Below are 20910 nucleotides of genomic sequence, written 5' to 3'. Positions count from 1 at the left end.
GGCGCCGGTAGTGAACAAATTTTATCAAATGGCCACTTGTGGCCCTGCCGGTTGGGTGGCTTCCAGCGCGAGTGCCGCGCGCAGCGTCGTGCAGCGCAACTGCGCTTGCGCGGCCGCTTGCAGCACGGTCGGCAGCGCTGCCAGCAGGACGGGCTTGCTGTGTGCGTCGTGCGCCGCATGTCCGTCGTGCACCAGCAGGATGTCTCTTGGCGCCAGGTTGTGCAGCAAACGCCGCGTCACCGCATCGGGGTTGCCCGAACGCGTGTCGAAGCCGCGCCGCGTCCAGCTTGCCAGTTGCAGGCCGAGCTGGCACAGCACGGGTTCGAGGAACGGGTTGCGCAATCCGGCGGGCGCGCGGAAGAACAGTGGGCGCGTGCCGCTGATCTCGGTGAGGGTGTCCTGCGCGGTCCGGATCTCGCGCCGCAGCGCGCCCGGGCCTTGCAGCGAGAACGTGTGCTGGTGCCGCTGGCTGTGGTTCTCCACCGCGTGCCCGCGCGCGACGATGGCCTCGATGCAGCGCGGGTGCCGGCGCGCCAGATCGCCGATGCAGAAGAACGTCGCCTTGGCGTCGTAACGGTCGAGCACATCGAGCACGCGCGGCGTGACCTCGGGGTCGGGGCCGTCGTCGATGGTCAGCGCGATCTGCTGGCCGGCCGCTGCCGGCAGGCGTGTCCAGTTGGGCCCAAGCAGGGTGCTGCGCGGCCACAACCCGGCGGCTACCACCACCAAGTGCGAGGCGATCACCGCGCCGCCGGCCCACGGCCATGATGACGGCTGGGCCACCAAGGCCGCTGCCGCACCGGCGTGCAGGGCCAGCGTGCCGCTGATCAGCGGGGTCGGTTTCCAGCGCCGTGCCGTGCCGGGTGCGGGGGGGAGCGGTGCGTTCATGCGGGGTCGGGGCCGTCGTGGTCAGCGGGTGCACCAGCGGTGGCACGTGCGGCCGGCGGCGCGAGGATGGCGGCAAACACCAGCGCGAGCATCGCGCCGGGGCCGACGGTCAGCCCGAACGTTTCCAGCATCGGCACGCGCGAGAAGGCCAGCAGGCCGAAGCCGGCCACCGTTGCCAGGTTGGCGATCAGCAGCGACACCAGTGTCTGCGGTGCCACGCTTTGCGCGTGTTCCGTCGTGCCCGCGCGTTGATTGAAGAACAGCGCGTAGTTCGACCCCACGGCCACGATGAGCAGCATGCCCACCAGGTGCAGGATGGTCAGTTGCACGCCCGCCAGGGCAAAGCCGGCCGCAACCACCAGCACCGCCGCCACCAGCGAGCTAAGGGCGCGCACCGCGCGTTGCGGCGAACGCAGCGCCACGAGCAGCAGCAGCGCAATCGCTGCGAACCCGGCCAGCGACAGGCGGATGTCTTCGCGCACGTAGTTGACGTACAGCCGGTCGGCTTCGGCCTTCAGATCGATGAAGAGCGCGCCGGGCACGTTGGCCCGTTCGACGGCGGTGCGGACCGGGGCGGCATCCAGGCTGGGCTGGTTCGCGGCGCTTTGCGTGTTGGCGGGTGCGCGCAAGGGCAGCATGGCGCTCCGCTGGCCATCGCGTTGGGTCAGCAGCGCATCGACCGCCAGCGCCATCGAGGTGCCCTGCAAGTCTGCACGCCGCAGCAGCGGTTGAGCACGCGCGGCGGTCACGTCGGCGATGAACGGGGCGAAGAGATCGGGCTTGACGCGGATCGGCTGATTTTCGACCGCCGTGCGCATGCGCGCGGCCAGCACATCGGCCGGCGGCAGGCTGGCCAGGCGCGCGCGCTGGGTGGCATCGCTGGGCAGGTAGCGCGCGGGATTTTCGAAGCCGGCGAGTACGCCGCTGTCCGCCAGCAGTTGCAGTTGCGCGGCGACCTTCTCCGCGCCTTCGAGCGCGGCTTGCTCGGTGGCGCCGGGAATCACCACCAGATAGCGCACGTCGGGTGCCCCCACATCGGCGCGCAGGGCGGCATCGAGTGCCTGGCTCTTGGCGGGCACCGGACTCAGCGCGGCAAGCTCCCGGCTCCACAGGCCGTTGCGATGCAGCGCGAGCGTGGCGCAAGCGCCAATCAGCACGAGCGCCAGCACCCAGCGCAGGCGCGGCGCGGCCTGCGTGATCTGCGCCAGCCATGCGCCCAGCCGCGAAACATCACGGATCGCCACCCGCGTGCCGCGCAGATGCGGCAGCACGTAGCGCGTCACCAGCGCCGCCGTCGTCAGCCCGACGATGGAATAGCCCCCGAGCTGCACCAGACCCGGAAAACCCGAGAACAGCATCGACGCAAAACCGCACACCGAGGTCAGCACGCCCAGGCGGATGGTCGGCCAGTAGGCGGCAATCCAGGCGCGCAGGGAGTCACTCGTGCTTGCGGGCGTCTGTGCGATTTGCGTGCGAGCGGACTGCACGAACAGGTAGATCGAATAATCGACCGCCTCGCCGATGAGCGTGGTGCCGAAGCCGAGTGTGAGCCCATGCACGGTGCCGAACGCAAGGCTGACCGCCGCCACACCGGCGGCCACGCCCGAGAGCACCGGCAGCAGCCCCAACGCCACCGTGCGCGGCGAGCGATATACCGTCAGCAGCAGCGCGACCACCAGCACGAGGCTCAACGTGGAAAGACGTTCGACGTCATGCTTGATGGTGTCGCGCGCCTCGACGGAGAAGACGCCCGGACCGGTCATCAGCAGCCGGGCGGAAGCGGCATTTGGTACCGCGTGCGATGCGGCATCGAACGCGCGGCGTACGGTGTCGATGGCGCGGGCCTGGGCGTCGGTGTCGGAGCCGGCGGCGGCTGTCTGCATGACCAGCACGGCGCGCTGGCCGTCACGCGAGGCCCACACGCCGTGCGTCATTGATGGCAGCGCTGCGCTGTCAAGTTGACTGACCAGCGCTGCCACTTCGCCGGTCGGGTCGCGCGGCAGCAGGTTCTTGGCGATCAGGCCTGCGGACGAGCTGAGCAGGTCCAGGCTTTCGCCCAGCGCCGCATGCAACCCTTCCGCCGAAAAGCGTTGCGGTGTCACGGCCGGGCTGAGCACGTAGCGGTGCTCGAAGATGAACTGCTGGTCGCGCGCCTCGCTCACGGGCTCGCCGTTGTTGATTGCGCTGAACTGCGCGTCGGAGCGCAGCGCGGCCGCAAGCTGCCGCGACAGCGCTGCGCGCGTGGCTCCATCGCAGCCCTCGATGCCGACGAGGATCAACCGCGACACCAGCCCCTCGCGCAACTGATCGACCAGCACACGCTGCTCGACGCTTGGCGAGCGCGGCAGGAAGGCGGAAAGATCGGCCGTGAAGCTCGTGCGGCCGATCACCACCGCGCACAGCAGCAGGCCGATCAGCCACACCAGCACTGCCGGCCGTCGCAGTGCACGCGTGCCCGGCGTTGCGGAAAGCGTGTCGTGAGCAGGCTTGTGTGTCGGAGTGGGCATCGGCTTCAGTTGGCGTGGGCCGGCGCGTGCTGCAGCCGCATCAATGAATGATCGCCGTCAGTCTGGCGGATGACGACGCTGCGCAGCATGTCGCGCGTGCCGTCGAGCGTGATGGTGCTGACCACCTTTTGCATGCGCGAGTCAATGGGAGTGAGGGTCAGCGTCCAATCATCGCCACGGCCGGCAATGGCCACCTTGTACACGGCTTCGAGCGCGTAGCGGTTGCCCGCCAGCGTGGCGCGGATGCTCTCGATGAAGGCGTTCAACTCCGGGTACTGCGCGAGCGGCACGGTGAACTTGCGCTGGTTGCGCTCGACGGTGAGCTTGTCACCGTCGATCACGAGATGCTCGGGCTTGGGTGCCAGCGTGAGCTTCTCCAGATGATCGGGCGCCACAAATACCAGCTCGCCGGACGACTCCACCGGATCTGCGGCGATCGACAGGTATTTCGTCTCGGTAAAGGTGGCGCGCCCGGATTTGTTGCGCGCGAGAGTCGACATCAGGCGATCGAGCGTCCAGGCGGTGGAAGCGGGGCTGGTGGCTTCGGCTGCGTGGGCCGTACCTGCCAATAGGCTGGCGGAAAGCATGGCCAGAGCGGCACGAAGAAGCGGGCGCAGGGTGGGGCGCGTGAGCGTCATGGGGTCTGGGTTTCCTGGTCGGAGAGTCGCGGCTCGGTTGCGCCGGCATCCTGCCAGAAGTCGAAGAAGTTGAACCAGTTATACGGCGCCGTGCGGCAGTGGTGTTCGACGCGTTCCACGTAACGGGCGAGCGCGGCTTGCACGGCAGCGGCGCGTTCTTCGCGGCGGATGTTGGTGAAGTCGGCCACCACGTCGAAGTGGACGGCGTAGCGGTTGCCGCCAAGGTGCAGGCCGGTCATGAAGAGCACCGGCCGCTTGAGCATGGCCGCCATATGCAGCGGGCCCAGCGGGAATGCAGCGGGCGTGCCAAGAAAATCCATACGCCGCACCGATGCCCCGGCGTCGCGCAGCAGCGTGCGGTCGGCCAGCATGCCGACCAGGCGGTTGTTGTCGAGCGCTTCGCGCACCTGCAGCATCGCATCCACGCGCCCCAGCGGAATCACCTCCGGCGCCGCCGCCGGATTGATGGCGGCAATGGCCGCGTTGATGTTGCGCGCGTTGTCTTCGTACATGGCGACCGCCACGCGCAGGTCGGGCACCGTACGGCCGAGCGCGCGCACCACCTCGAAGCTGCCCAGGTGCGCGCCCAGCAGGAAGGCGCCACGCCCCTGCGCGAGCACGGCGTGCACATGCGCCTGCCCCTGCAACTGGATGTCGAACAGGTCGAACCGCCCGTTGATCAGGTAGATGCGATCGTGGATGGTGGTGGCGAAGGTGAACATGTGCCGGAACACTTCGCGCATGCCAGGAGGCTTGCCCAGCGTCCGGCGCAGATAGTCGCGCGATGCGCGGCATGCCGCCGGCGAGAACAGCACGAAATACAACGCGATCAGCCGCAGCACGACCCGGCCGAACGGCCTGCCCAGTCGCAATGAGAGCCACGTCATCGCGCGCAGCAGCGTCAGGTTGCTGCGCTCCGGGCGCTCCGCCCATTCGGTGCGCTTCATGGGCTTCACGTGCTCCGGCCCTCCTGCGCATCCGCCGGCGGGGACAGCACGCCGCTTGCCACATCGCGCGCCCCTTCCTGCGCGCTCGCACGGATCGTGAAGCGGATTGCGCCGCTGGCCGTGGTCTCGAACGCAAGGTCGAGCGGCTCTTCCGGCGCTGCGGGGCTGAGGAACTTGGCCGAACTGATCCGGCACGCATCGAGCGAACGGCCCACCGCCACGCCGATGATGTGGATGGCGTGATCGAGCAGCACCACGCCGGGCACGATCGGGTGGCCGGGAAAGTGGCCGGGCAGGGCGGGGTGATCTGCCGGAATGGTGAAGCGCATGTCGGGTTTGCGGTGATGGCGTGGCAGGTGCTGCGCAACCAATGCGGCCAGCACGTCGCGCGCCAGCTTGCCGGTGCCGTTTCGCGGCAGCGTATCGACCAATAGCAGCGGGCGTGGCAGGAAGACGGCGTCGATGCGTTCGTGCAAGGCGCGCAGCAGTTCCGCTGTGCTGCGCCCCGGCGCCACGACCAGTGCCACTAGGCGCGTGACCGGTGCGCCGCCGTGCTCGTGCGGGGCGGCCGGCGCATCGTCCGGCATGAAGAAGACGCCGTCCACGACACCCGGAATCGCGTTGAGTTGATGGTTCAGGTAGGCCAGCGACGAGCGCTTGCCGGCAATGTTGATGAGATCGGCCTTGCGCCCATGCAGCAGGAAATGCGTGTCGTCCAGCAGTTCGATCACGTCGCCCATCGGCACCGGGGTTTCCACGTGGCCGCCGGACACCCAGACGGTTGGGCCGTCGTCATCCGGCGCGTTGACCGTATCGGCCGTGCTGGGGCGCGACTCCAATTGGATGTCCGGGTACACGTGCCACGCGGCGCCCAGCGCGGTGCGCCTCGAAGCGATCTGACCGGTCTCGGTGCTGCCGTAGATCTCGACCAGCGGTGCCGCCAGGCGTGCCTCGGCTTCGCGGGCAAGCGCCTCCGACAGCGGCGCGGTGGCTGACAGGATTAGCGACACGGCCGGCAACGCCGGCTCCGATGCCAGCAGGGCCCGCAGATGCACGGGCGAGGTCACCAGCACGCGCGGCTGCGGCACGGCCTCAAGCGCTTCCCGGATGTCCGCCGGATAGAACGGCTGCCGGTTGCCGAACGCCAGCCCGCCTTGCAGTGCAAGCAGCACCGTCACTTCGAAGCCGTACATATGCTGTGCAGGCACCGTGCCGACCAGCGCAAACGCCCGCCCGTCATCCAGACCGAGTTGCTGGGTTGTCGCACGCATGCAGCGCACGAGCGCGCCCCAGGTCTTGCGATGCGGCACGGGGGCACCCGTCGAGCCGGAGGTGAACAGCACGGCCATGACCTGCGCGGCGTCAATGCAAGGCACCTGCGGCGGCGCATCGGTGGGCGCTTCGCCCGCTGTCGCGTCATCGGGGTAGCGGAAGCCGGGCAAGTCGACCGGGCACGCAGGCGCGTCGTGCAGGCAGAACACATCCGGCGCGAACGCCGCGAGCTGATGCACCATCTGCGGCGTCTGCATGGGCGGCAGCAGGCTGATCCTGCTGGCGACGAGCGTCGCGCACAGGCCGACGGCAAAGCGGTAGCGATCGGCGCATGCGTTGAAGACGTGGCTGCCGGCCGGCAGCTGTGCGGCCAGCCGCATCACGTCGGCAAGGAACGCACGCACGGGAACCGGCGCACCATCGCGCCAGGCGATGGTGTGATCGAGCGATGGATGGGAGACCAGCGGGTAAGTCGGCATGAAGCAATAGCGGGTGTGGCGTTCTGACGGGGCGGGTTCAGCGGGGCCGGTCAGCGGCGGTGCGCGTGGATTGTCGGTAGGCGCGCACCGCATCGAACAGACTCGAGCGCGGCTCGCCGCGCAGGGCGATGCGGCGGCAGAGGTATTCCAGCACAAACATCGCGCCCACCAGCGGCAGCGACAGGGTGTTGGCAAACATCGACCACGTGACGATCGATGCCGTGGCAAACAGCAGCGTAGAGACGGCGGCCGTGGCCAGGAAGAACAGCGTCCACGCCACCGTGACCTGCCGAGAATAACGCGCGATGCGCGGCGTGAGCGTGCCGTGCACCACGGCGGCAAAGCGCGTGCACAGCGGCTCGCGCCCCGCAACGAGCGTGCGGCCGAACACGTAGGCCATCATCAGGTTGAAGCTTGCGTGCTCAAGGTACAGGCCCCAGCCGAAGTGGTGTGCCAGCGGTTCGTGCGCAATCCAGAGCACACCGCAGACGAGCCACCAGAGCGGCAGCAGCCAAGCGCGCCGCGCCGATCGTGCCGCAGCCACTAGCGCGATCATCAGCGGCGGCACGAGCGCCATCGCCAGCCCGATGCCATGCGCCCCCGGCGTGGCCGCCGCATAGTACGCGCCCGCCTGATAGGCCACGACGGCGGCCACGCCCGCTGCGCCGCGCACGATGCCGGTCAGTCGATTCATATCAGAAGCGGGGAGGAGGGGTGTAACGGCGGGCGCCGCATGGTCGTTGCATCAAGGCTGTCGGGGCACATCCGGCGCGGCCGGGCATTTTCATCATACGCATCTGCCGGTGGCTTGGATGGAGCGGAACCGTGCATTCTGGCGGGCACATTCTAGGGCCGGGCACGGGCCTCGCCCGATCGGGCGAAGGCGGGTTTGTAACCGGATGTACGGCATGCCGCAAGCACGCTGATTCCACCCTTGCCGGTTTGCGGCGCCGGTCAAGCCGTTGGATCGTTTGCGTCACACGACGCGCGTGCCGCACCCCGGATATTTGTCACGGTTTCGCGCTATACGATGGTGGGCCCTTCGTCTAGAATCCGCGTAGCTTAAACGACCCCCAATATCACACCGGCACGGGCGGGGGCGGGGCAAGGCAGGGTTTCAGGCGAGGAGGACGTCGTCGTTTCTGGCCGCATTCCCTCGCTGCAAGTTGCCCGTGTGTGCAAGACCGATGAACGATCTGGAAAAAGAACTCGCCGCGCTGATGATCGGCGAGCTGAATCTCGAAGACATCCAACTCGATGCCCTCGCTGCCGATACGCCCTTGTACGGCGAAGGGTTCGGGCTCGACTCCATCGACATCCTCGAAGTTGCGCTGCTGATCTCCAAGAAGTACGGCTTCGAACTGCGCTCGGGCAATCCCGACAACGAAAAGATCTTCGCCTCGCTGGGCTCGCTGGCCGCCTACGTGGCTGCCCACCGCACGCGTTAGGCACACGCCAGTGCCCTCGCTTCCGGCGGTTCTTGCCGCACCGACGCCATGCCGATGACCGGCGCCCCTGCCTCGACCACGCATCTTGTCCTGATCCCGAGCTACAACCCCGGCGTCAAGGTGGACGACACCGTGCGCAGTGCCCGCGCGCAGTGGAACCCCGTGTGGGTGGTGGTTGACGGCAGCACCGACGGCAGCACGGAGCGCTTGCAGACGATGGCCGCGCAGGACCCGGGGCTACGCGTGATCGTGCTGCCGCGCAACCGCGGCAAGGGCGTGGCGGTGCTGGCCGGTCTCGACGCTGCCGCTGCGAGCGGCTTCACGCATGTGCTGACCATGGATTCCGACGGCCAGCACCCCGCAGATCTGATCCCCGCATTCATGGCCGCTTCGCAGGCTGCACCCGACGCGATGATTCTCGGGCAGCCGTTGTTCGACGCGAGCGCGCCGCAACTGCGCGTGCAGGGCCGCCGCCTGTCGAACCTGTGCGCGGACATCGAAACACTGTGGGCCGGTATCGGCGATACGCTGTTCGGATTCCGCGTATATCCGATTGCGCCGCTGGCCAGGATCATGCGCCGGCACGTGTGGATGCGCGGTTTCGACTTCGACCCAGAGGCGGCGGTGCGCCTGTGCTGGATCGGCGTGTGCCCGATCCGGCTGGATGCACCCGTACGCTACTTCCGCACGGACGAGGGCGGCGTGTCGCATTTCCAGTATCTGCGTGACAACGTCTTGTTGGTCGGGATGCACCTGCGCCTGCTGGCCGGAGGCCTGCTGCGCTTGCCCTGGATGATCGTGCGGCGGCTGCGGCGGGGCTGGTAGCCGTAGAGTCTTCGTACAGTTATGCGTTCTTGGCGGCAGCCTTGGCCTGGTTCAGCAGCGTCAGTGCGGCATGCCAAGCCTGGGGGGCGGCGGTCGGATCGCCAACGGCGCGTGCATCGGCCGTGGCGCCGCTGAGCAGCATCACGTACACCCCCGCAAGCTGACGTGCCGGGCCAGCGGGCACCACTTCCTTGAGCAGTGTCTCCATCATGGCAAGCAAGTCGTCGCGGTAGCGGACCGCCACCTCGGTCACCTTGGGACAGGTGGCGCCGAACTCGGCCAGCGCGCGCTCGAACAGGCAGCCCGCAAACTCGGGGCTGCGGAACCACGTCTCGTACCAGTCGAAGATGCCCTTCAGGCGCGCGGTGGAATCGGGCAGCGGCTCGAGCTTCTCGGCCATGCTGTCCATGATGAAGGTGTAGCGCTGCTCCAGCACTTCCTTGATCAGGTCTTCCTTGCCGGAAAAGTGCCGATAAAGCGTCATGCGGGCAACACCGGACTCGTCGATGATCCAATCGACGCCGACCGGGTGGAAACCGTGCCGGGAGAACAGTTCGCTGGCCTTGTCCACCACCTGCTGGCGCTTGCTTGCGCGCATTGCTACCTCTCCTGATTGCTGGGCCGCATCTTAGCACCGTCCCCGTGCTGGACCTCCCCACTCCGGCTGACGGGAGCAGGATCTGCCGCACCGCCAGTGTTGGGGTGTTCTACTGAGACGGAAGTAGGGCGATCTGTATCATTTCGTGCGGTTTGTCCGATAGTGCGGCAGCCGGTTTGCGAATGCCTGGCAGCGTTGATATTGAGATAAAAAAACCCCGCGCCACTCAGGCGACGGGCTTTTCATTTTGCGGGCGAACTCAGCGTGCGTCTTTCGGCCGATCGCCCTTGGGCCAGTCCTTGACGCGTGCGGCGTAGTCGGGGCGCGGCTGCTCGGTGAAGAATGCCGCCACGTCCACCGCCTCCTGCGCCGTGAGCGTGCCGCCCTGGCCGAGCGGCATGTTGTGCTTCACGAAGGCGGCGGCGGTAAACATGCGCGCCATGCCCGCCCCCACGTTGAACGAATCGTTGCCCCACAGCGGCGGTATCGCGTAGCCACCCTGCGGGTTCGCAATGCCCAGGCCTTCAGCGCCATGGCAGGCGGCGCAGCGTTGTGCGTAGACGGCTTTGCCCTGCGCCCGGTCCGGCACGAGTGCCGTGTCGATCTTCTCGAAGCCGCGTCCTGTCACGTTGACGCCGGTGGGCACGCCGCTGGAGAGCCATTTCATATAGGCGAGGATGGCGTTCATGTCGTCGCTGTCGAAAGCCAGCGGTTTGCCGTTCATCGAGCGCTGGAAACAGTCGTTCACGCGCTGCTGCAACGAGATGATTGCGCCGCTGCGTGAGCGGTATTCCGGAAACGCGCCCGTCAGCCCTACCCATGGCGAGGCGTACGGTACTGTGCCGCCGTTGAGGTGGCAGCTCGTGCAGTTCAGGCCGTTGCCGACGTTGTGCGGCAACTGGCGCTTGGTGTCGGTGAGGATCAGCTTGCCGCGCTTGATGGCGTCGCCCATGGGGCCAGCCGGGATGGTGGCTTCATCCGGCACCGGCAGTGTGGCTGGCGTGGATTGTGCGAATGCGGATGTGCTGAAGGCCAGCGCCAATGCAGCGCCAAGCATGCGGGGCGTCATGTTGTCTCCTGACAGGTTGGTTGTGTGTTGCTTGTGTTGCGTTGGATCGGGGCGTCTGAGCGGTTAGCGTGGGCGCTCGATCCAATGGAAGATGGCCATGTCCGCCAGCATCGTGCCGACAAAGTCGGTGGGTATGGGCGGAGAAGCATGGCGACTCAATTAAGGTTTCAATAATATATCGAAACGTAGATTGTTGGGCTCCAAACCTGAGGAACACGCGTCCGCTGCGGGCCAAGAAATCTCTGTGCGACCGCAGTGTGCCGGCGTACCGTTGAGCGCCAAGCCTGATCACGAAAGCGTGGCCGCGCTTGTCGCCGTGCGTCCCAATGCTGCGGGCGGAACGCTGGTGCGCGCGCGCTTCAATGTGACGATCTGGGACTCCAACGGCGATTCGCGCACGACCACCGTGACCGATGCCGAGATGTATGACCGGTTCTTCGCGCGGTTGAACGAGGTGATTGCCTCCGCCCGGTAGCAGTCGATGGCAGGTCGCTGCGCGGCCTGAGCGCACGCCTGTTCAAACACGGGTGTGAACCGATTGTCCGGGCAGCGCATCCTCGCTAGGCTGGTGTTTTCGAGCTGAGGATCGCGCGATGAGCTGGCAGAACTGGGTCATCTCCTGGATGGTGCGAAACCAGGTCAAGAAACCGACTGAGCGGGAACCCTTCGACCCGGTTGCCACGCGCCTTCACGCCGAGAAGCGGACCATGCCGAAACCGGTAGAGTTGCCGCCGGACTGGCGCATCGTGCCGGCCAACGGCGGACTGACCGGCGAGTGGATCGAACCGGCCGACCCGGACATGCTGGGCGACGTTGCTGGCTCGGCCCCCGTGGTGCTCTACCTGCACGGCGGCGGCTACTTCTTCTGCAGCCCGCGCACGCATCGTCCGATCACCATCGGGCTGGCGACGCATGCGCGCTCGCGCGTGTATGCGCCGGATTATCGCCTCGCGCCCGAGCACCCGTTTCCTGCTGCCGTGGAAGACGCACTCGCCGCCTATCGTGCATTGCTGACGCAGGGCGTTGAGCCGTCGCGCTTGGTGGTGGCGGGTGATTCGGCGGGCGGCGGGCTGGCGCTGGCACTGCTGGTGGCGCTGCGCGATGCGGCAGACCCGCTGCCTGCCGGCGCGATTCTCTATTCGCCGTGGACGGACCTGGCCGCCACCGGCCAGAGCCTGATCGACAACGATGAATCCGACGTAATGTTTCGCGGCGCCTGGATGGCGCACGGTGCAGCGTTGTACCTGGGCGATTCGGGGGCGCCGGTGGATCATCCGCTCGCCTCGCCGCTGTATGCCGATTTCGTCGGCCTGCCGACACTGCATTGCTATGTCAGCAGCAGCGAAGTCCTGCGCGACGACACCCTCCGAATGGCCGAGCGAGCGCGGGCTGCGGGGGTATCCGTTTCGGTGGAAGTGGGCCACCGGCTTCCGCATGTGTGGCCGATCTTCTATCCTTTCTTACCAGAGGCGCGCATTGCGCTCAAACAATCGGGCGAGCAGATCCGGCGATTGGTCGCCGCCCGCACAGAACCGGCGGAATCGACGCCGGCATGACCTGACCGCTGCGCCCCCTGCGCGAGACCGGTCGGGATGCGCAGACGGGGAGCCCAGCATGCGTCGGGTGGTGGTCTTGGGTTTGGTGCTGGCATGCGTTGCCGGTGGCTTGGTTTGGAGCCGGCACTACCGCGCGCAGTTGGCCAATGTCCGCTTTGCACCCATTGAGGCCGTTGCCGCAACGACCGAGGATGGACATGCTGCCGTGCCGGTCAGCCTGTCAGAGTCCAAGACGTATTGGCTGCAGGTCTGCGACGAGAAGCTGGGCCCCATGCATGTGACCGTTCATGCCAGCGAAACCCCGCTGACCTTCTCCAACGACAGGTCTGTCGACCAGTTGACCGCCGAGGCGCCGTCTTACGACCGTGCCGCACGAGTCCTTGGAAAAACCTACGCCACGCTGGGTGCGCGTTTCGACGTCACCAGCCGCTACATGGCGCTGCCGACGCAGCCGCCCACCACATGCCTGCGGCCGTCCATCGACGTGGAACTGGTCCTGAGCGATTTTCGCGTGACGGTGGCGCGTGAGTTTGCGCCGGGTAGCTGCGCTTACAGCGCCATTCGCGAGCACGAGCTGCGGCACGTGGCCGTCAATCGCGCCGTGCTGCCGCGCGCGGCAGCGGTGATCAGCAAGGAGATCCGGCGCGAATACGGCGGGCGGCTTTACTTTGGCGACCCAGAGCGCATTGCGGCCGATCTGCAGACTGCGCTTGCGCGCCACTGGTTGCCGCGCGTGCAATCCCTCATCGAGCTGGGTCTGCAGACGCACGAGCAGATCGACACGCCGCAGGAGCAGGATCGCATAAGCCGCGTCTGCAACGGCGAGGTGCAGGCCGTGCTGCTGCAACTGTCGCGCAGTTAGGCGGCCGGGCGATGCGCGGCGCGCGCCTGGAGTTGCTCAACGGCGCGATCGACGATGGTTTCGGGCGGCAGGGCGATGTCGACGACGATGGCGTCGGTCGGCTCTTCCAGTGCCTCGAACTGGCTGCGCAGCAGGTTGGGGTTGAAGAAGTGATCCTTGCGCGCGCCCAGACGGCTTTGCAGCAGGTCGAAATCACCCTTCAGGTAGACGAACTCGGTGTTGCCGACGTTGCCAGGATTGCCGCGCAACACGTCGCGGTAGCGCTGCTTGAGCGCAGAGCAGGCGACCACCAGCGAGCGGCCGTCGCCGGTCATCTCGTCCATGTAGGCGCGGATGGATTCGAGCCAGGGCTTGCGGTCGTCATCGTTGAGCGGGATGCCGGCGTGCATCTTGGCGCGGTTTGCGTCGCTGTGGAACTCGTCGCCATCACGAAAGGCGCAACCCAGACGCTCGGCGATCTTCTGGCCCACCGTCGACTTGCCGCAACCCGACACTCCCATCACCACAACGATCATCACGCATCCCACAGGCAAAAACGTCAGGCCGGCATGTTAGCGCGTCGGCGGCATCTGGCCCGGATTTTTGCTGCTGCGGCGCAGCAATTGTTCCGCGTCACTGTTCGTCGGCGAGCGGATTGCCAAAAGCGTCAAGCTGCGTCAAATTGCAGGCAAAACAGCGGTTACAAATCACTTAAAACAGGCTCACAAGGCCACGTTGATAGGAGGAGACATCCATGGCTGGTGAAGTATTCGACCCGCGCCCGCGCGGCGGCGTGTCATATGTGGTGGGCGATACATCGGTGCCGCTGGCGCACGTGACGGTGTCGGCGCTGCTGGCAGACACCGTGCGCCGCAACCTCGATGCGGAGGCGGTGGTGTTTCGCGAGCAAGGCGTGCGCTGGACCTGGCGCGCCTTTGCCGAGCAGGTCGATGCGTTGGCTGCCGGCCTGCACGCGCTGGGGCTGGAGCGGGGTGACCGCATCGGCATCTGGTCGCCCAACCGCTACGAATGGGTGCTCACGCAGTTCGCGACCGCGCGGCTCGGGCTCATCCTCGTCAACATCAACCCTGCGTATCGGCTTGCCGAGCTGGAGTACGCGCTCAACAAGGTCGGCTGCAAGGCCATCGTCGCGGCCGAGGCGTTCAAGACCTCGCGCTACCTGGAGATGCTGCAGACGCTTGCGCCTGAGTTGTCCACCGCGCAGCCCGGTGCATTGAGCGCTGCCAAGCTGCCCGCGCTGCGCTGGGTCATCCGCACGGGCGAGGGCGCCACGCCGGGCATGGTCAACTTTGCCGACGTCATTGCGCGCGGTGTGAACGTACCCGTTGATGCGTTGGACGCCATCACCGCCACGCTGTCGCCGGATGATGCCATCAACATCCAGTTCACCAGTGGCACCACGGGCTCGCCCAAGGGCGCCACGCTCACGCACATGAACGTGGTCAACAACGCGCGCTTCGTGGCGATGGCGATGAACCTGCAAGGCGGCGACCGGCTGTGCATTCCGGTGCCGCTGTACCACTGCTTTGGGATGGTGATGTCGGTGCTCACATGCACCGCCACCGGTGCGTGCATGGTGTTCCCGGGCGAGGCATTTGACGCGCTCGCCACGCTGCGCACCGTGGCCGAGGAGCGCTGCACGCAACTGCACGGCGTGCCGACCATGTTCATCGCGCAGCTCGATCACCCCGAGTTCAAGACCTTTGATGTATCGAGCCTGCGCGGCGGCATCATGGCGGGCTCACCGTGTCCGATCGAGGTGATGAAGCGTGTGGTGTCCGAGCTGAACCTGCGCGAAGTCACCATCGCCTACGGCATGACCGAGACGAGCCCCGTGTCGTTCCAGAGCGCCGTGACCGACCCGCTGGACAAGCGCGTCACCACGGTGGGCCGCATCCAGCCGCATCTGCAGGTCAAGCTGGTGGACGGCGCGGGCGAAACCGTGCCGGTGGGCGAGAAGGGTGAGCTGTGCACCAAGGGCTATTCGGTCATGCTCGGCTACTGGGACGACGAGGCCAAGACCGCAGAGTCCATCCACGACGGCTGGATGCACACGGGCGACCTCGCCACGTTCGACGCCGAGGGTTACTGCAACATCGTCGGCCGCGTGAAGGACATGCTCATTCGCGGCGGAGAGAACGTGTACCCGCGCGAGATCGAGGAATTCCTCTTCCGCCACCCGAAGGTGCAGGCCGTCAACGTATTCGGCGTGCCCGACCCGAAGTACGGCGAGGAGGTGTGCGCGTGGATCGTGCTCAAACCCGGTCAGCAGGCCACGGAGGACGAGATTCGCGCATTCTGCCAAGGCCAGATCGCGCACTACAAGATCCCGCGCTACATCCGCTTCGTCACCGAGATGCCGATGACGGTGACGGGCAAGGTGCAGAAATTCGTCATGCGCGATCGCATGATCGAAGAACTCAAGCTGACGGTGGCAGCGACGGCTTGAGGCTGCGCCGCACGGTGCAATTTCTTCGCTGAAATGCGAACCGGTTGCGCGCGGCATGTCGTTGCCATGACGATGCTTGCCGTGCGCGGCCCCTCTTGCCTGCCCCGGGGCGTGGCCCGGCGCAGAATCGAAGACTCGGTTCCCGCATGTGTCTTGCTGATAGGGGGCACTCGCAGGAGACCCCGCGTGCACGGTCGCGCGGCCACGGCATATCCCGCATCGTGATTTGCCCCTCGGCGCGTGGCGTGCGCCACGGGATGCATGTCGCCCAAAAGCGGCAGCGTCAGCAATGTGAGCCCGGATGCGCCGATGTATCGCCGCTGAATCAGATTCCGAAGCGATAGGCTTAACCGCCCGGGTCACGTGCATCCGCTGGTGGGCCTTACGTCTTGCGCCGGCGCTGGAATGCAGGCTTTCCGCCTATGCCCGGCAACGCCGTTTCAATGCTGCAACCAACGCACGCCAATTACCCCTACGAAAAGAGGATGCCTTGGCACGATCCCATGCTTTGGCACGCGCGTACGGCATGCCCGTCCGCGCTTTTCTTTCGCGTTTTCAATTGCTTAGGGATTGTGGTGCGCTAGCGCGCCAGAAGGTGGCATTGAATATGCAAACACGCGCCCCCGGGGTGGGTGATGTTTTTCCCACAGGCAGAGCGCGCCGGCCCCACCGGCCGCGCTTCCCGCCGTCCCTCTCACCTTTATGGAGGAGTGCGTTATGAAGAAGACCTTACTGGCCACCGCGATCGCCATGGGATTGGGGGTCTCTGGCGTTGCATTGGCCGATATTGGGAATTCAGCGTCTGGAGCGGGTGACAAGACCCAAACCAATACGTCGACCATCACCAACACCAGTACCACCAACACGACTGACACCAACACCAATACCAGCTCGCGCACGAGCACCCGCAACACAGACAATTCCAACCAACATAACGACCAAAGCCAGGGCAGCAACCGCGATAACAGCGGCTGGGCCAATGCCGACGGTTATGGCACCGCGGCCGCCAACAACGGCGGCACCTCGGTCGCCACGTTCAGTAATTCCTTCAACACTAGCAAGGCGATCGCCGTCTCCAAGCTGGAAGGCACCGTGACCAACATCAGCGTGTCCGGTATCGGCAATGTCGCCACCAACAACGGCGGCTCGGCCAACGGCGGCAGCGGTGGCCGTGGTGGTTATGGCTACGGCGGCACGGGCGCAGGTGGCAACGGCGGCGCCGGTGGCGCGGGCGGCTCCGGCGGTGCGGGCGGCAGCTCGGGCAACGTTACGCATGGCAGCGCAACCAACGGCAGTGCGACGGCCGGCAATGGCGCCAGCGGTGGTGATGCTGCCGGCAGTGCTGGCAATGGCGGCAACGGTGGAAGCTCCGGCACGCTATCGGCCAGCCTTGGCGCAGGCCTGGGTGGTGTAGCGGGCAGCGCGAGCGCAGCCGGCGGTGGTGGTGGCGGTGCGGGTGGCTCGTCCAGCGCCAGCGGTGGCGATGCCAACCATCATCACGGCGCGGGTGCGGCCACTGGCGGAGCAGCCGGTTCGGCAGGCGGCGCGGGCGGTGCGGGTGGCTCGGCAACGAGCGGCACGTCGACGGCTGCGGGCGGTGCAGGCACAGGTACCAGCGCGGCGAACGGCACGAGCACGGGCGGCGCAGGTGCGGCTGGCGGTGCAGCCACCAACGTGGCCGGCAACGGCGGCGCGGGCGGCAGCGCTACCAACGGCAGTGCCACCAACGGCTCGGCTTCGTCCACTGCGGGCAACGGCGCGGTAGGCGCTGTCGGCGCGGCAGGCGGTGCGGGTGGCGTTGGCAACGGCGGTGTCGGCAACGGTGCGGTGGGCGGCACGGGTGGCAATGGCGGCACAGTGATGGTGGATGCGGGCACGTTCAACATGTCCAATGCCATGACCAGCGTCGGCCAGTCGGCTGCCGGGGTGATGATCGCGAACCAGAACAGCGGCTTCGCGTCCCTCGTCCAGCAAAGCGTCAATGTGCAGGCCAACCTGAATGTCGGCCACTGATCCGGCATCGGGCATGAGCGGGGAAGTGCCGCTGCTGTCGCAATGACGTATCTGCGACCAGCGGTTCACAGGCCGGGCTGCTTTTGTGGCCCGGCCGCAGTCGGAACGTGAAGGAGACCACTCGATGCGATCCGACAGAACCAGAGCAGGATGGGCGGCATGGCTGGTGGCATGCGGCCTGGTGGCATGGCCAGCGGCAGTGGCGATGGCGGCGGACGATGCGCAGATCGCAGACGGTGCTCAGACAGCCAACATGGAAGCGGTGCGTCCCCCGGTCGCCGCGCCCGTGTCGGTGCCTGGGTTCGGTCGTGCGGTCGATGCAGACAAGCTCGACGGCTATCGCGGCGGAACGCAGGACCTGTACCAGACCGTGAATGATGCGCGCCTGTCGGGCACTGTGAGCGACAACGCCGCCGTGAACGTGGCGACGGGCTCGAACATCGTGCGCGACGGATCGTTCACCAACGCCGCCGGGATCCCCACGGTCATCCAGAACAGCGGAGCGAACGTGCTGATCCAGAACGCCACCATCGTCAACGTGCAGTTCCGGCCTTGAGGATGCGGCGATGCGATGGAGGTGGAGCGCGGCGCTGATGGTCGCGTGCGGGCTGGTGCCGGCGTCGGCAGGCGCCGGCTCGATCGACATGCTTGGTACGGGCGGCGGGACTTATGCCGTGCCGGTGACGAGCATGAAGGAGGCGCGCTTTCTGCGCACGATCCATCAGCGCTTCGACTTCAGTTGTGGCTCGGCTGCCGTGGCCACGCTGCTCACCTATCAGTACGGCTATCCGGTGAGCGAGCAGACCGTGTTCCAGGCCATGTATCTGCATGGCAATCAGGAGAAGATCCGGCGTGAAGGTTTTTCGCTGCTCGACATCAAACGCTATCTGGAGTCGCAAGGCTTCGAGGCCGATGGTTTCGAGCAGCCGCTGGATGCGTTGAATGACGCCCATCTGCCGGCCATCGTGCTGTTGAGCGAGAACGGCTATCACCATTTCGTGGTGGTCAAGGGCGTGCAGGAAGGGCGCGTGCTGGTGGGCGATCCGGCCATGGGCACGCGCGCGATCCCGCGTGCGAGTTTCGAGAGCATGTGGGACAACCATTTGCTGTTCGTCATCCACAACCGCGAAGCGCGTGCGACGTTCAATGCGCTACCGGATTGGCGCGTTGCACCGCGCGCGCCGCTGGCGGAGGGCGTGGAGCGCAGCGGCCTGGGGAACATCGTGATCCCCAAGCACGGCCCGGGCGATTTCTGAGCGCAGGCCACGGCAAGCAGGAGGCATCATGGGACGGTTTCGCAAAGCGATGTGGGCCGTAGGGCTGCTCGCGCTGGCGGGTTCCCGCTACGCGCTGGCGGCCGGTATGGAGGACAACCCTGTTCACGCGTGGCAAGCCGTGTCGGAAGACAAGCTCGACGATATGCGCGGCGGGTTCGATGTGCCGTCTGCGGCGGGACTGCGCATCTCGTTCGGCATCGACCGGGCGGTCTACATCAACGGCGACCTGGTGGCGAGTGTGTCAGCCAACGTTCCCGACGTCGCGCACATGACGGCCTCCCAGGCGCAGCAGCTTGCCGGCGTGGTCAACACTGTCAATATCGTGCAGAACGGGCCGAACAACGTTGCGCCGCCCGATGTGGTGACCGGCGCGGCGGCCGCTGCTACGGTCATCCAGAACAGCCTGAACAACCAGACGCTGCAGGCCGTCACCACCATCAACGCGGCAGTCAACAGCCTGCCGCAGTTCCGGCAACTCAGCCTCGCCAACGTATTGCAGGGCGCGCTGGCCAACGTCGTCACGACGCTGCACTGAGAGGCAGGCCGCGCGTTAAAAGCTAGAACTGGATCGGCAGCCGCAGCGTGACCGTCAGGTCCGGCGTGTCGCGCGTGAGGCCCGCGCCTACCGACAGGTTCAGCGTCATCTTGGGCGAGATGCGGTACGAATAGCCCACCAGCAGCGTGCCCAGGAGGGTGCGCACCGAGCCAGGTACGCGCTCGCCGTTCTGCTTGGTCGGCCCGATGATGCTCTGGTCGTAGCCGATCGAGAACGAGGCTTTTTCGTTCAGTGCCAGCCCCATGCCGAAGTTCAGGCCGATGATGTCGCCAGCCCTGACGTTGCCCAGGAACTGCTGCGAGCCGTCCACCAGATTCAGGCTCACGTCCTTGCGTTCGAAGTTGTGCAGGTAGCTGATGCTGCCGAAGAACACCGCAGGGTCGGTCGGGAACAACCACGTCAGGCCCGGCTGGATGGCGAAGAAGCCCGAGCCCGTGGGCTGCTGCAGCGGCAGGCCGGTGCCGGTGGTGTTGCTCACGCAGCGCGTCACGCAGTCGGTGGTGACTTCGAACGGGTCTTTGCCGGTGCGCGTCTTGAAGCGCAGCCAGCCGATATAGAACGGCTTGTCGACACCGCCGGCGTTGATCTGGTAGCGCGCGGTCAGCTCCACATCGCCGATGCCGTGACCGTGCGAGCTGAAGGCGTTGTCGGTGGCGGTGCCGGTGAAGAGCTCGCGGCTGACGGTATCGCTCGTGCTGTAGACGTACGGCACGCGGGCTTCCAGTTCCCAGCGCTTGGCTAGGCCGTAGCGCACAGCCAGCGTGCTGGTGAGCGAAGTGGTTTTCACCTGTCGCACGTCGATCAACCCGATGAGCAGCGCCGGGATGATGGTGTAGCCCACCAGCGCCACGCGGTCCGACGACGAATACGCCATCTGCAATGACGGCTCGACGACGAACTTGCCGGGTGGAGTGAGCGCGCTGGGCTCGTCGAAGATCTGCGCGATGCGCGGGGGTTGGTCGGACGGCTCTGGCGGCTTGCCGACCGGCGTGCCAGGCTGGCCGTTCTGTGCCATCTGCGCATTGGCTTGGCCTGTGCTGTCGCTGGCGGAGTCCGTGCCCGCACCCGCGCCGGGTGCGCCGGCACCGCGCACGGTATCGAGCTCGCTCATGCCGAGCGCGCGCCGCATGTTCCTCAGGTGAGCTTCCTGCTGCTGGATCGATCGCTTCAGTTCCTGCAGGTGCGCTTGCGCTTGCGCAAGCTGCCGCTGGATGGCTTCGAGGCTGGGTGGTTTGTCGTCCACCGGCTCGTTGGTCTGTGCAAGTGCCGACCTGCTGCACAACAGCAGGCATGCGCACGCAACCGCGCGAAGCGGCCCCCATGGTGCGTTCTTCATGGCAATGTCCCCGTCGAGAGCGCCCTGTCCACGAAAAGCGGATGGGCCCTTCACGATTTCCCCCGGGTGGCGTACTGCGGATACCACTATAGGCGAGCGGGCGTGAAACGATAGGGCCTTCGTGTCCCCTAAACGGAGGAGGTTTGCGTGCCCGTTTGGCGGATCGCAAGGGACAAAAAAGGCGCCATGA

At 66.5% G+C, this 20910-nt stretch carries 20 protein-coding genes; 10 read left to right on the top strand and 10 right to left on the bottom strand.

Annotated features, from left to right (window positions below):
- Window positions 1-24 precede the first annotated feature (24 nt).
- The 6 genes from B4F51_RS19645 to B4F51_RS19620 are packed head-to-tail and all read right to left on the bottom strand — an operon-like array spanning window position 25 to window position 7425.
- Entirely contained in the window at window positions 25-888 is an 864-nt protein-coding gene (locus B4F51_RS19645; RefSeq protein WP_296228258.1) for a polysaccharide deacetylase family protein, read from the bottom strand.
- The gene (locus tag B4F51_RS19640) at window positions 885-3395 is read right to left on the bottom strand and encodes an MMPL family transporter (protein WP_296228256.1); all 2511 of its coding nucleotides are present in this window, start codon (window positions 3393-3395) and stop codon (window positions 885-887) included. The genes B4F51_RS19645 and B4F51_RS19640 overlap by 4 nt, the downstream gene beginning before the upstream one ends.
- A 5-nt stretch (window positions 3396-3400) precedes the next feature.
- Window positions 3401-4033, bottom strand: coding sequence for a LolA family protein (locus tag B4F51_RS19635; RefSeq protein ID WP_296228254.1), 633 nt, complete (start codon window positions 4031-4033; stop codon window positions 3401-3403).
- Window positions 4030-4980 (bottom strand): acyl-CoA synthetase, encoded by a 951-nt coding sequence (locus tag B4F51_RS19630; protein WP_296228252.1) that lies wholly within the window; start codon window positions 4978-4980, stop codon window positions 4030-4032. The genes B4F51_RS19635 and B4F51_RS19630 overlap by 4 nt, the downstream gene beginning before the upstream one ends.
- A 5-nt stretch (window positions 4981-4985) precedes the next feature.
- On the bottom strand, window positions 4986-6731 hold the full coding sequence (locus tag B4F51_RS19625) for an AMP-binding protein (RefSeq protein WP_296228250.1): 1746 nt from the start codon (window positions 6729-6731) through the stop codon (window positions 4986-4988).
- Window positions 6732-6768: 37 nt separating this feature from the next.
- Window positions 6769-7425: a hypothetical protein gene (locus B4F51_RS19620; RefSeq protein ID WP_296228248.1), complete on the bottom strand. Its 657-nt coding sequence runs from the start codon at window positions 7423-7425 to the stop codon at window positions 6769-6771.
- A gap of 493 nt (window positions 7426-7918) precedes the next feature.
- On the opposite strand from B4F51_RS19620, the gene B4F51_RS19615 reads away from it, so the two are divergent.
- Entirely contained in the window at window positions 7919-8179 is a 261-nt protein-coding gene (locus B4F51_RS19615) for a phosphopantetheine-binding protein (protein WP_296228246.1), read from the top strand.
- Window positions 8180-8227: 48 nt separating this feature from the next.
- Window positions 8228-9004, top strand: a complete 777-nt coding sequence (locus tag B4F51_RS19610; RefSeq protein ID WP_414706796.1) for a glycosyltransferase family 2 protein — start codon at window positions 8228-8230, stop codon at window positions 9002-9004.
- A gap of 19 nt (window positions 9005-9023) precedes the next feature.
- Here B4F51_RS19610 and B4F51_RS19605 read toward each other — a convergent pair whose 3' ends face one another.
- Both B4F51_RS19605 and B4F51_RS19600 read right to left on the bottom strand, forming a co-directional pair.
- Complete coding sequence (locus tag B4F51_RS19605) at window positions 9024-9602, bottom strand: TetR/AcrR family transcriptional regulator (RefSeq protein ID WP_296228243.1); 579 nt, start codon at window positions 9600-9602, stop codon at window positions 9024-9026.
- Window positions 9603-9861: 259 nt separating this feature from the next.
- Entirely contained in the window at window positions 9862-10671 is an 810-nt protein-coding gene (locus B4F51_RS19600; protein WP_296228241.1) for a c-type cytochrome, read from the bottom strand.
- A 271-nt stretch (window positions 10672-10942) separates the two neighbouring features.
- Between B4F51_RS19600 and B4F51_RS19595 the strand changes: the two genes are divergently transcribed.
- The 3 genes from B4F51_RS19595 (at window position 10943) to B4F51_RS19585 (ending at window position 13089) form a co-directional block, all read left to right on the top strand.
- Entirely contained in the window at window positions 10943-11146 is a 204-nt protein-coding gene (locus B4F51_RS19595; protein ID WP_296228238.1) for a hypothetical protein, read from the top strand.
- A 118-nt stretch (window positions 11147-11264) separates the two neighbouring features.
- Window positions 11265-12227 carry an alpha/beta hydrolase gene (locus B4F51_RS19590; RefSeq protein ID WP_296228236.1) on the top strand — a complete coding sequence of 321 codons (963 nt, stop codon included), beginning with the start codon at window positions 11265-11267 and terminating at the stop codon, window positions 12225-12227.
- Between the two features lie 58 nt (window positions 12228-12285).
- Window positions 12286-13089, top strand: coding sequence for a hypothetical protein (locus tag B4F51_RS19585; RefSeq protein WP_296228235.1), 804 nt, complete (start codon window positions 12286-12288; stop codon window positions 13087-13089).
- Here B4F51_RS19585 and B4F51_RS19580 read toward each other — a convergent pair.
- A complete protein-coding gene (locus B4F51_RS19580; RefSeq protein WP_296228516.1) occupies window positions 13086-13604 on the bottom strand; it encodes a gluconokinase in 519 nt (172 codons plus the stop codon). The genes B4F51_RS19585 and B4F51_RS19580 overlap by 4 nt on opposite strands.
- A 218-nt stretch (window positions 13605-13822) precedes the next feature.
- On the opposite strand from B4F51_RS19580, the gene B4F51_RS19575 reads away from it, so the two are divergent.
- From B4F51_RS19575 to B4F51_RS19555, 5 genes are all read left to right on the top strand, one after another.
- Window positions 13823-15538 (top strand): AMP-binding protein, encoded by a 1716-nt coding sequence (locus tag B4F51_RS19575; RefSeq protein ID WP_296228234.1) that lies wholly within the window; start codon window positions 13823-13825, stop codon window positions 15536-15538.
- Between the two features lie 717 nt (window positions 15539-16255).
- Window positions 16256-17551 (top strand): hypothetical protein, encoded by a 1296-nt coding sequence (locus tag B4F51_RS19570; protein ID WP_296228232.1) that lies wholly within the window; start codon window positions 16256-16258, stop codon window positions 17549-17551.
- Window positions 17552-17675: 124 nt separating this feature from the next.
- Window positions 17676-18107: a hypothetical protein gene (locus B4F51_RS19565; RefSeq protein WP_296228230.1), complete on the top strand. Its 432-nt coding sequence runs from the start codon at window positions 17676-17678 to the stop codon at window positions 18105-18107.
- Between the two features lie 10 nt (window positions 18108-18117).
- Window positions 18118-18807 carry a C39 family peptidase gene (locus tag B4F51_RS19560; protein ID WP_414706794.1) on the top strand — a complete coding sequence of 230 codons (690 nt, stop codon included), beginning with the start codon at window positions 18118-18120 and terminating at the stop codon, window positions 18805-18807.
- A 28-nt stretch (window positions 18808-18835) separates the two neighbouring features.
- Window positions 18836-19363 (top strand): hypothetical protein, encoded by a 528-nt coding sequence (locus B4F51_RS19555; RefSeq protein ID WP_296228228.1) that lies wholly within the window; start codon window positions 18836-18838, stop codon window positions 19361-19363.
- Between the two features lie 22 nt (window positions 19364-19385).
- Here the strand turns inward: B4F51_RS19555 and B4F51_RS19550 are convergent, their stop codons facing one another.
- Window positions 19386-20720 carry an acetate kinase gene (locus B4F51_RS19550; RefSeq protein ID WP_296228226.1) on the bottom strand — a complete coding sequence of 445 codons (1335 nt, stop codon included), beginning with the start codon at window positions 20718-20720 and terminating at the stop codon, window positions 19386-19388.
- Window positions 20721-20910 lie beyond the last annotated feature (190 nt).

The sequence above is a fragment of the Ralstonia sp. UBA689 genome, assembly GCF_002298975.1.
In the GTDB taxonomy this organism is placed as follows: domain Bacteria; phylum Pseudomonadota; class Gammaproteobacteria; order Burkholderiales; family Burkholderiaceae; genus Ralstonia.
The sequence above is the reverse complement of the archived record's forward strand: the minus strand, read 5'-3'. Positions and strand labels throughout refer to the sequence as shown.

Bases quoted from the DNA above. Each gene is read 5' to 3' on its own strand.
- B4F51_RS19625 (WP_296228250.1), bottom strand. From the start codon at position 6,731: ATGCCGACTTACCCGCTGGTCTCCCATCCATCGCTCGATCACACCATC.
- B4F51_RS19575 (WP_296228234.1), top strand. From the start codon at position 13,823: ATGGCTGGTGAAGTATTCGACCCGCGCCCGCGCGGCGGCGTGTCATAT.
- B4F51_RS19640 (WP_296228256.1), bottom strand. From the start codon at position 3,395: ATGCCCACTCCGACACACAAGCCTGCTCACGACACGCTTTCCGCAACG.
- B4F51_RS19600 (WP_296228241.1), bottom strand. From the start codon at position 10,671: ATGACGCCCCGCATGCTTGGCGCTGCATTGGCGCTGGCCTTCAGCACA.
- B4F51_RS19565 (WP_296228230.1), top strand. From the start codon at position 17,676: ATGCGATCCGACAGAACCAGAGCAGGATGGGCGGCATGGCTGGTGGCA.
- B4F51_RS19615 (WP_296228246.1), top strand. From the start codon at position 7,919: ATGAACGATCTGGAAAAAGAACTCGCCGCGCTGATGATCGGCGAGCTG.
- B4F51_RS19580 (WP_296228516.1), bottom strand. From the start codon at position 13,604: ATGATCGTTGTGGTGATGGGAGTGTCGGGTTGCGGCAAGTCGACGGTG.
- B4F51_RS19610 (WP_414706796.1), top strand. From the start codon at position 8,228: ATGCCGATGACCGGCGCCCCTGCCTCGACCACGCATCTTGTCCTGATC.
- B4F51_RS19570 (WP_296228232.1), top strand. From the start codon at position 16,256: ATGAAGAAGACCTTACTGGCCACCGCGATCGCCATGGGATTGGGGGTC.
- B4F51_RS19635 (WP_296228254.1), bottom strand. From the start codon at position 4,033: ATGACGCTCACGCGCCCCACCCTGCGCCCGCTTCTTCGTGCCGCTCTG.
- B4F51_RS19560 (WP_414706794.1), top strand. From the start codon at position 18,118: ATGCGATGGAGGTGGAGCGCGGCGCTGATGGTCGCGTGCGGGCTGGTG.
- B4F51_RS19585 (WP_296228235.1), top strand. From the start codon at position 12,286: ATGCGTCGGGTGGTGGTCTTGGGTTTGGTGCTGGCATGCGTTGCCGGT.
- B4F51_RS19645 (WP_296228258.1), bottom strand. From the start codon at position 888: ATGAACGCACCGCTCCCCCCCGCACCCGGCACGGCACGGCGCTGGAAA.
- B4F51_RS19630 (WP_296228252.1), bottom strand. From the start codon at position 4,980: ATGAAGCGCACCGAATGGGCGGAGCGCCCGGAGCGCAGCAACCTGACG.
- B4F51_RS19620 (WP_296228248.1), bottom strand. From the start codon at position 7,425: ATGAATCGACTGACCGGCATCGTGCGCGGCGCAGCGGGCGTGGCCGCC.
- B4F51_RS19550 (WP_296228226.1), bottom strand. From the start codon at position 20,720: ATGAAGAACGCACCATGGGGGCCGCTTCGCGCGGTTGCGTGCGCATGC.
- B4F51_RS19590 (WP_296228236.1), top strand. From the start codon at position 11,265: ATGAGCTGGCAGAACTGGGTCATCTCCTGGATGGTGCGAAACCAGGTC.
- B4F51_RS19605 (WP_296228243.1), bottom strand. From the start codon at position 9,602: ATGCGCGCAAGCAAGCGCCAGCAGGTGGTGGACAAGGCCAGCGAACTG.
- B4F51_RS19555 (WP_296228228.1), top strand. From the start codon at position 18,836: ATGGGACGGTTTCGCAAAGCGATGTGGGCCGTAGGGCTGCTCGCGCTG.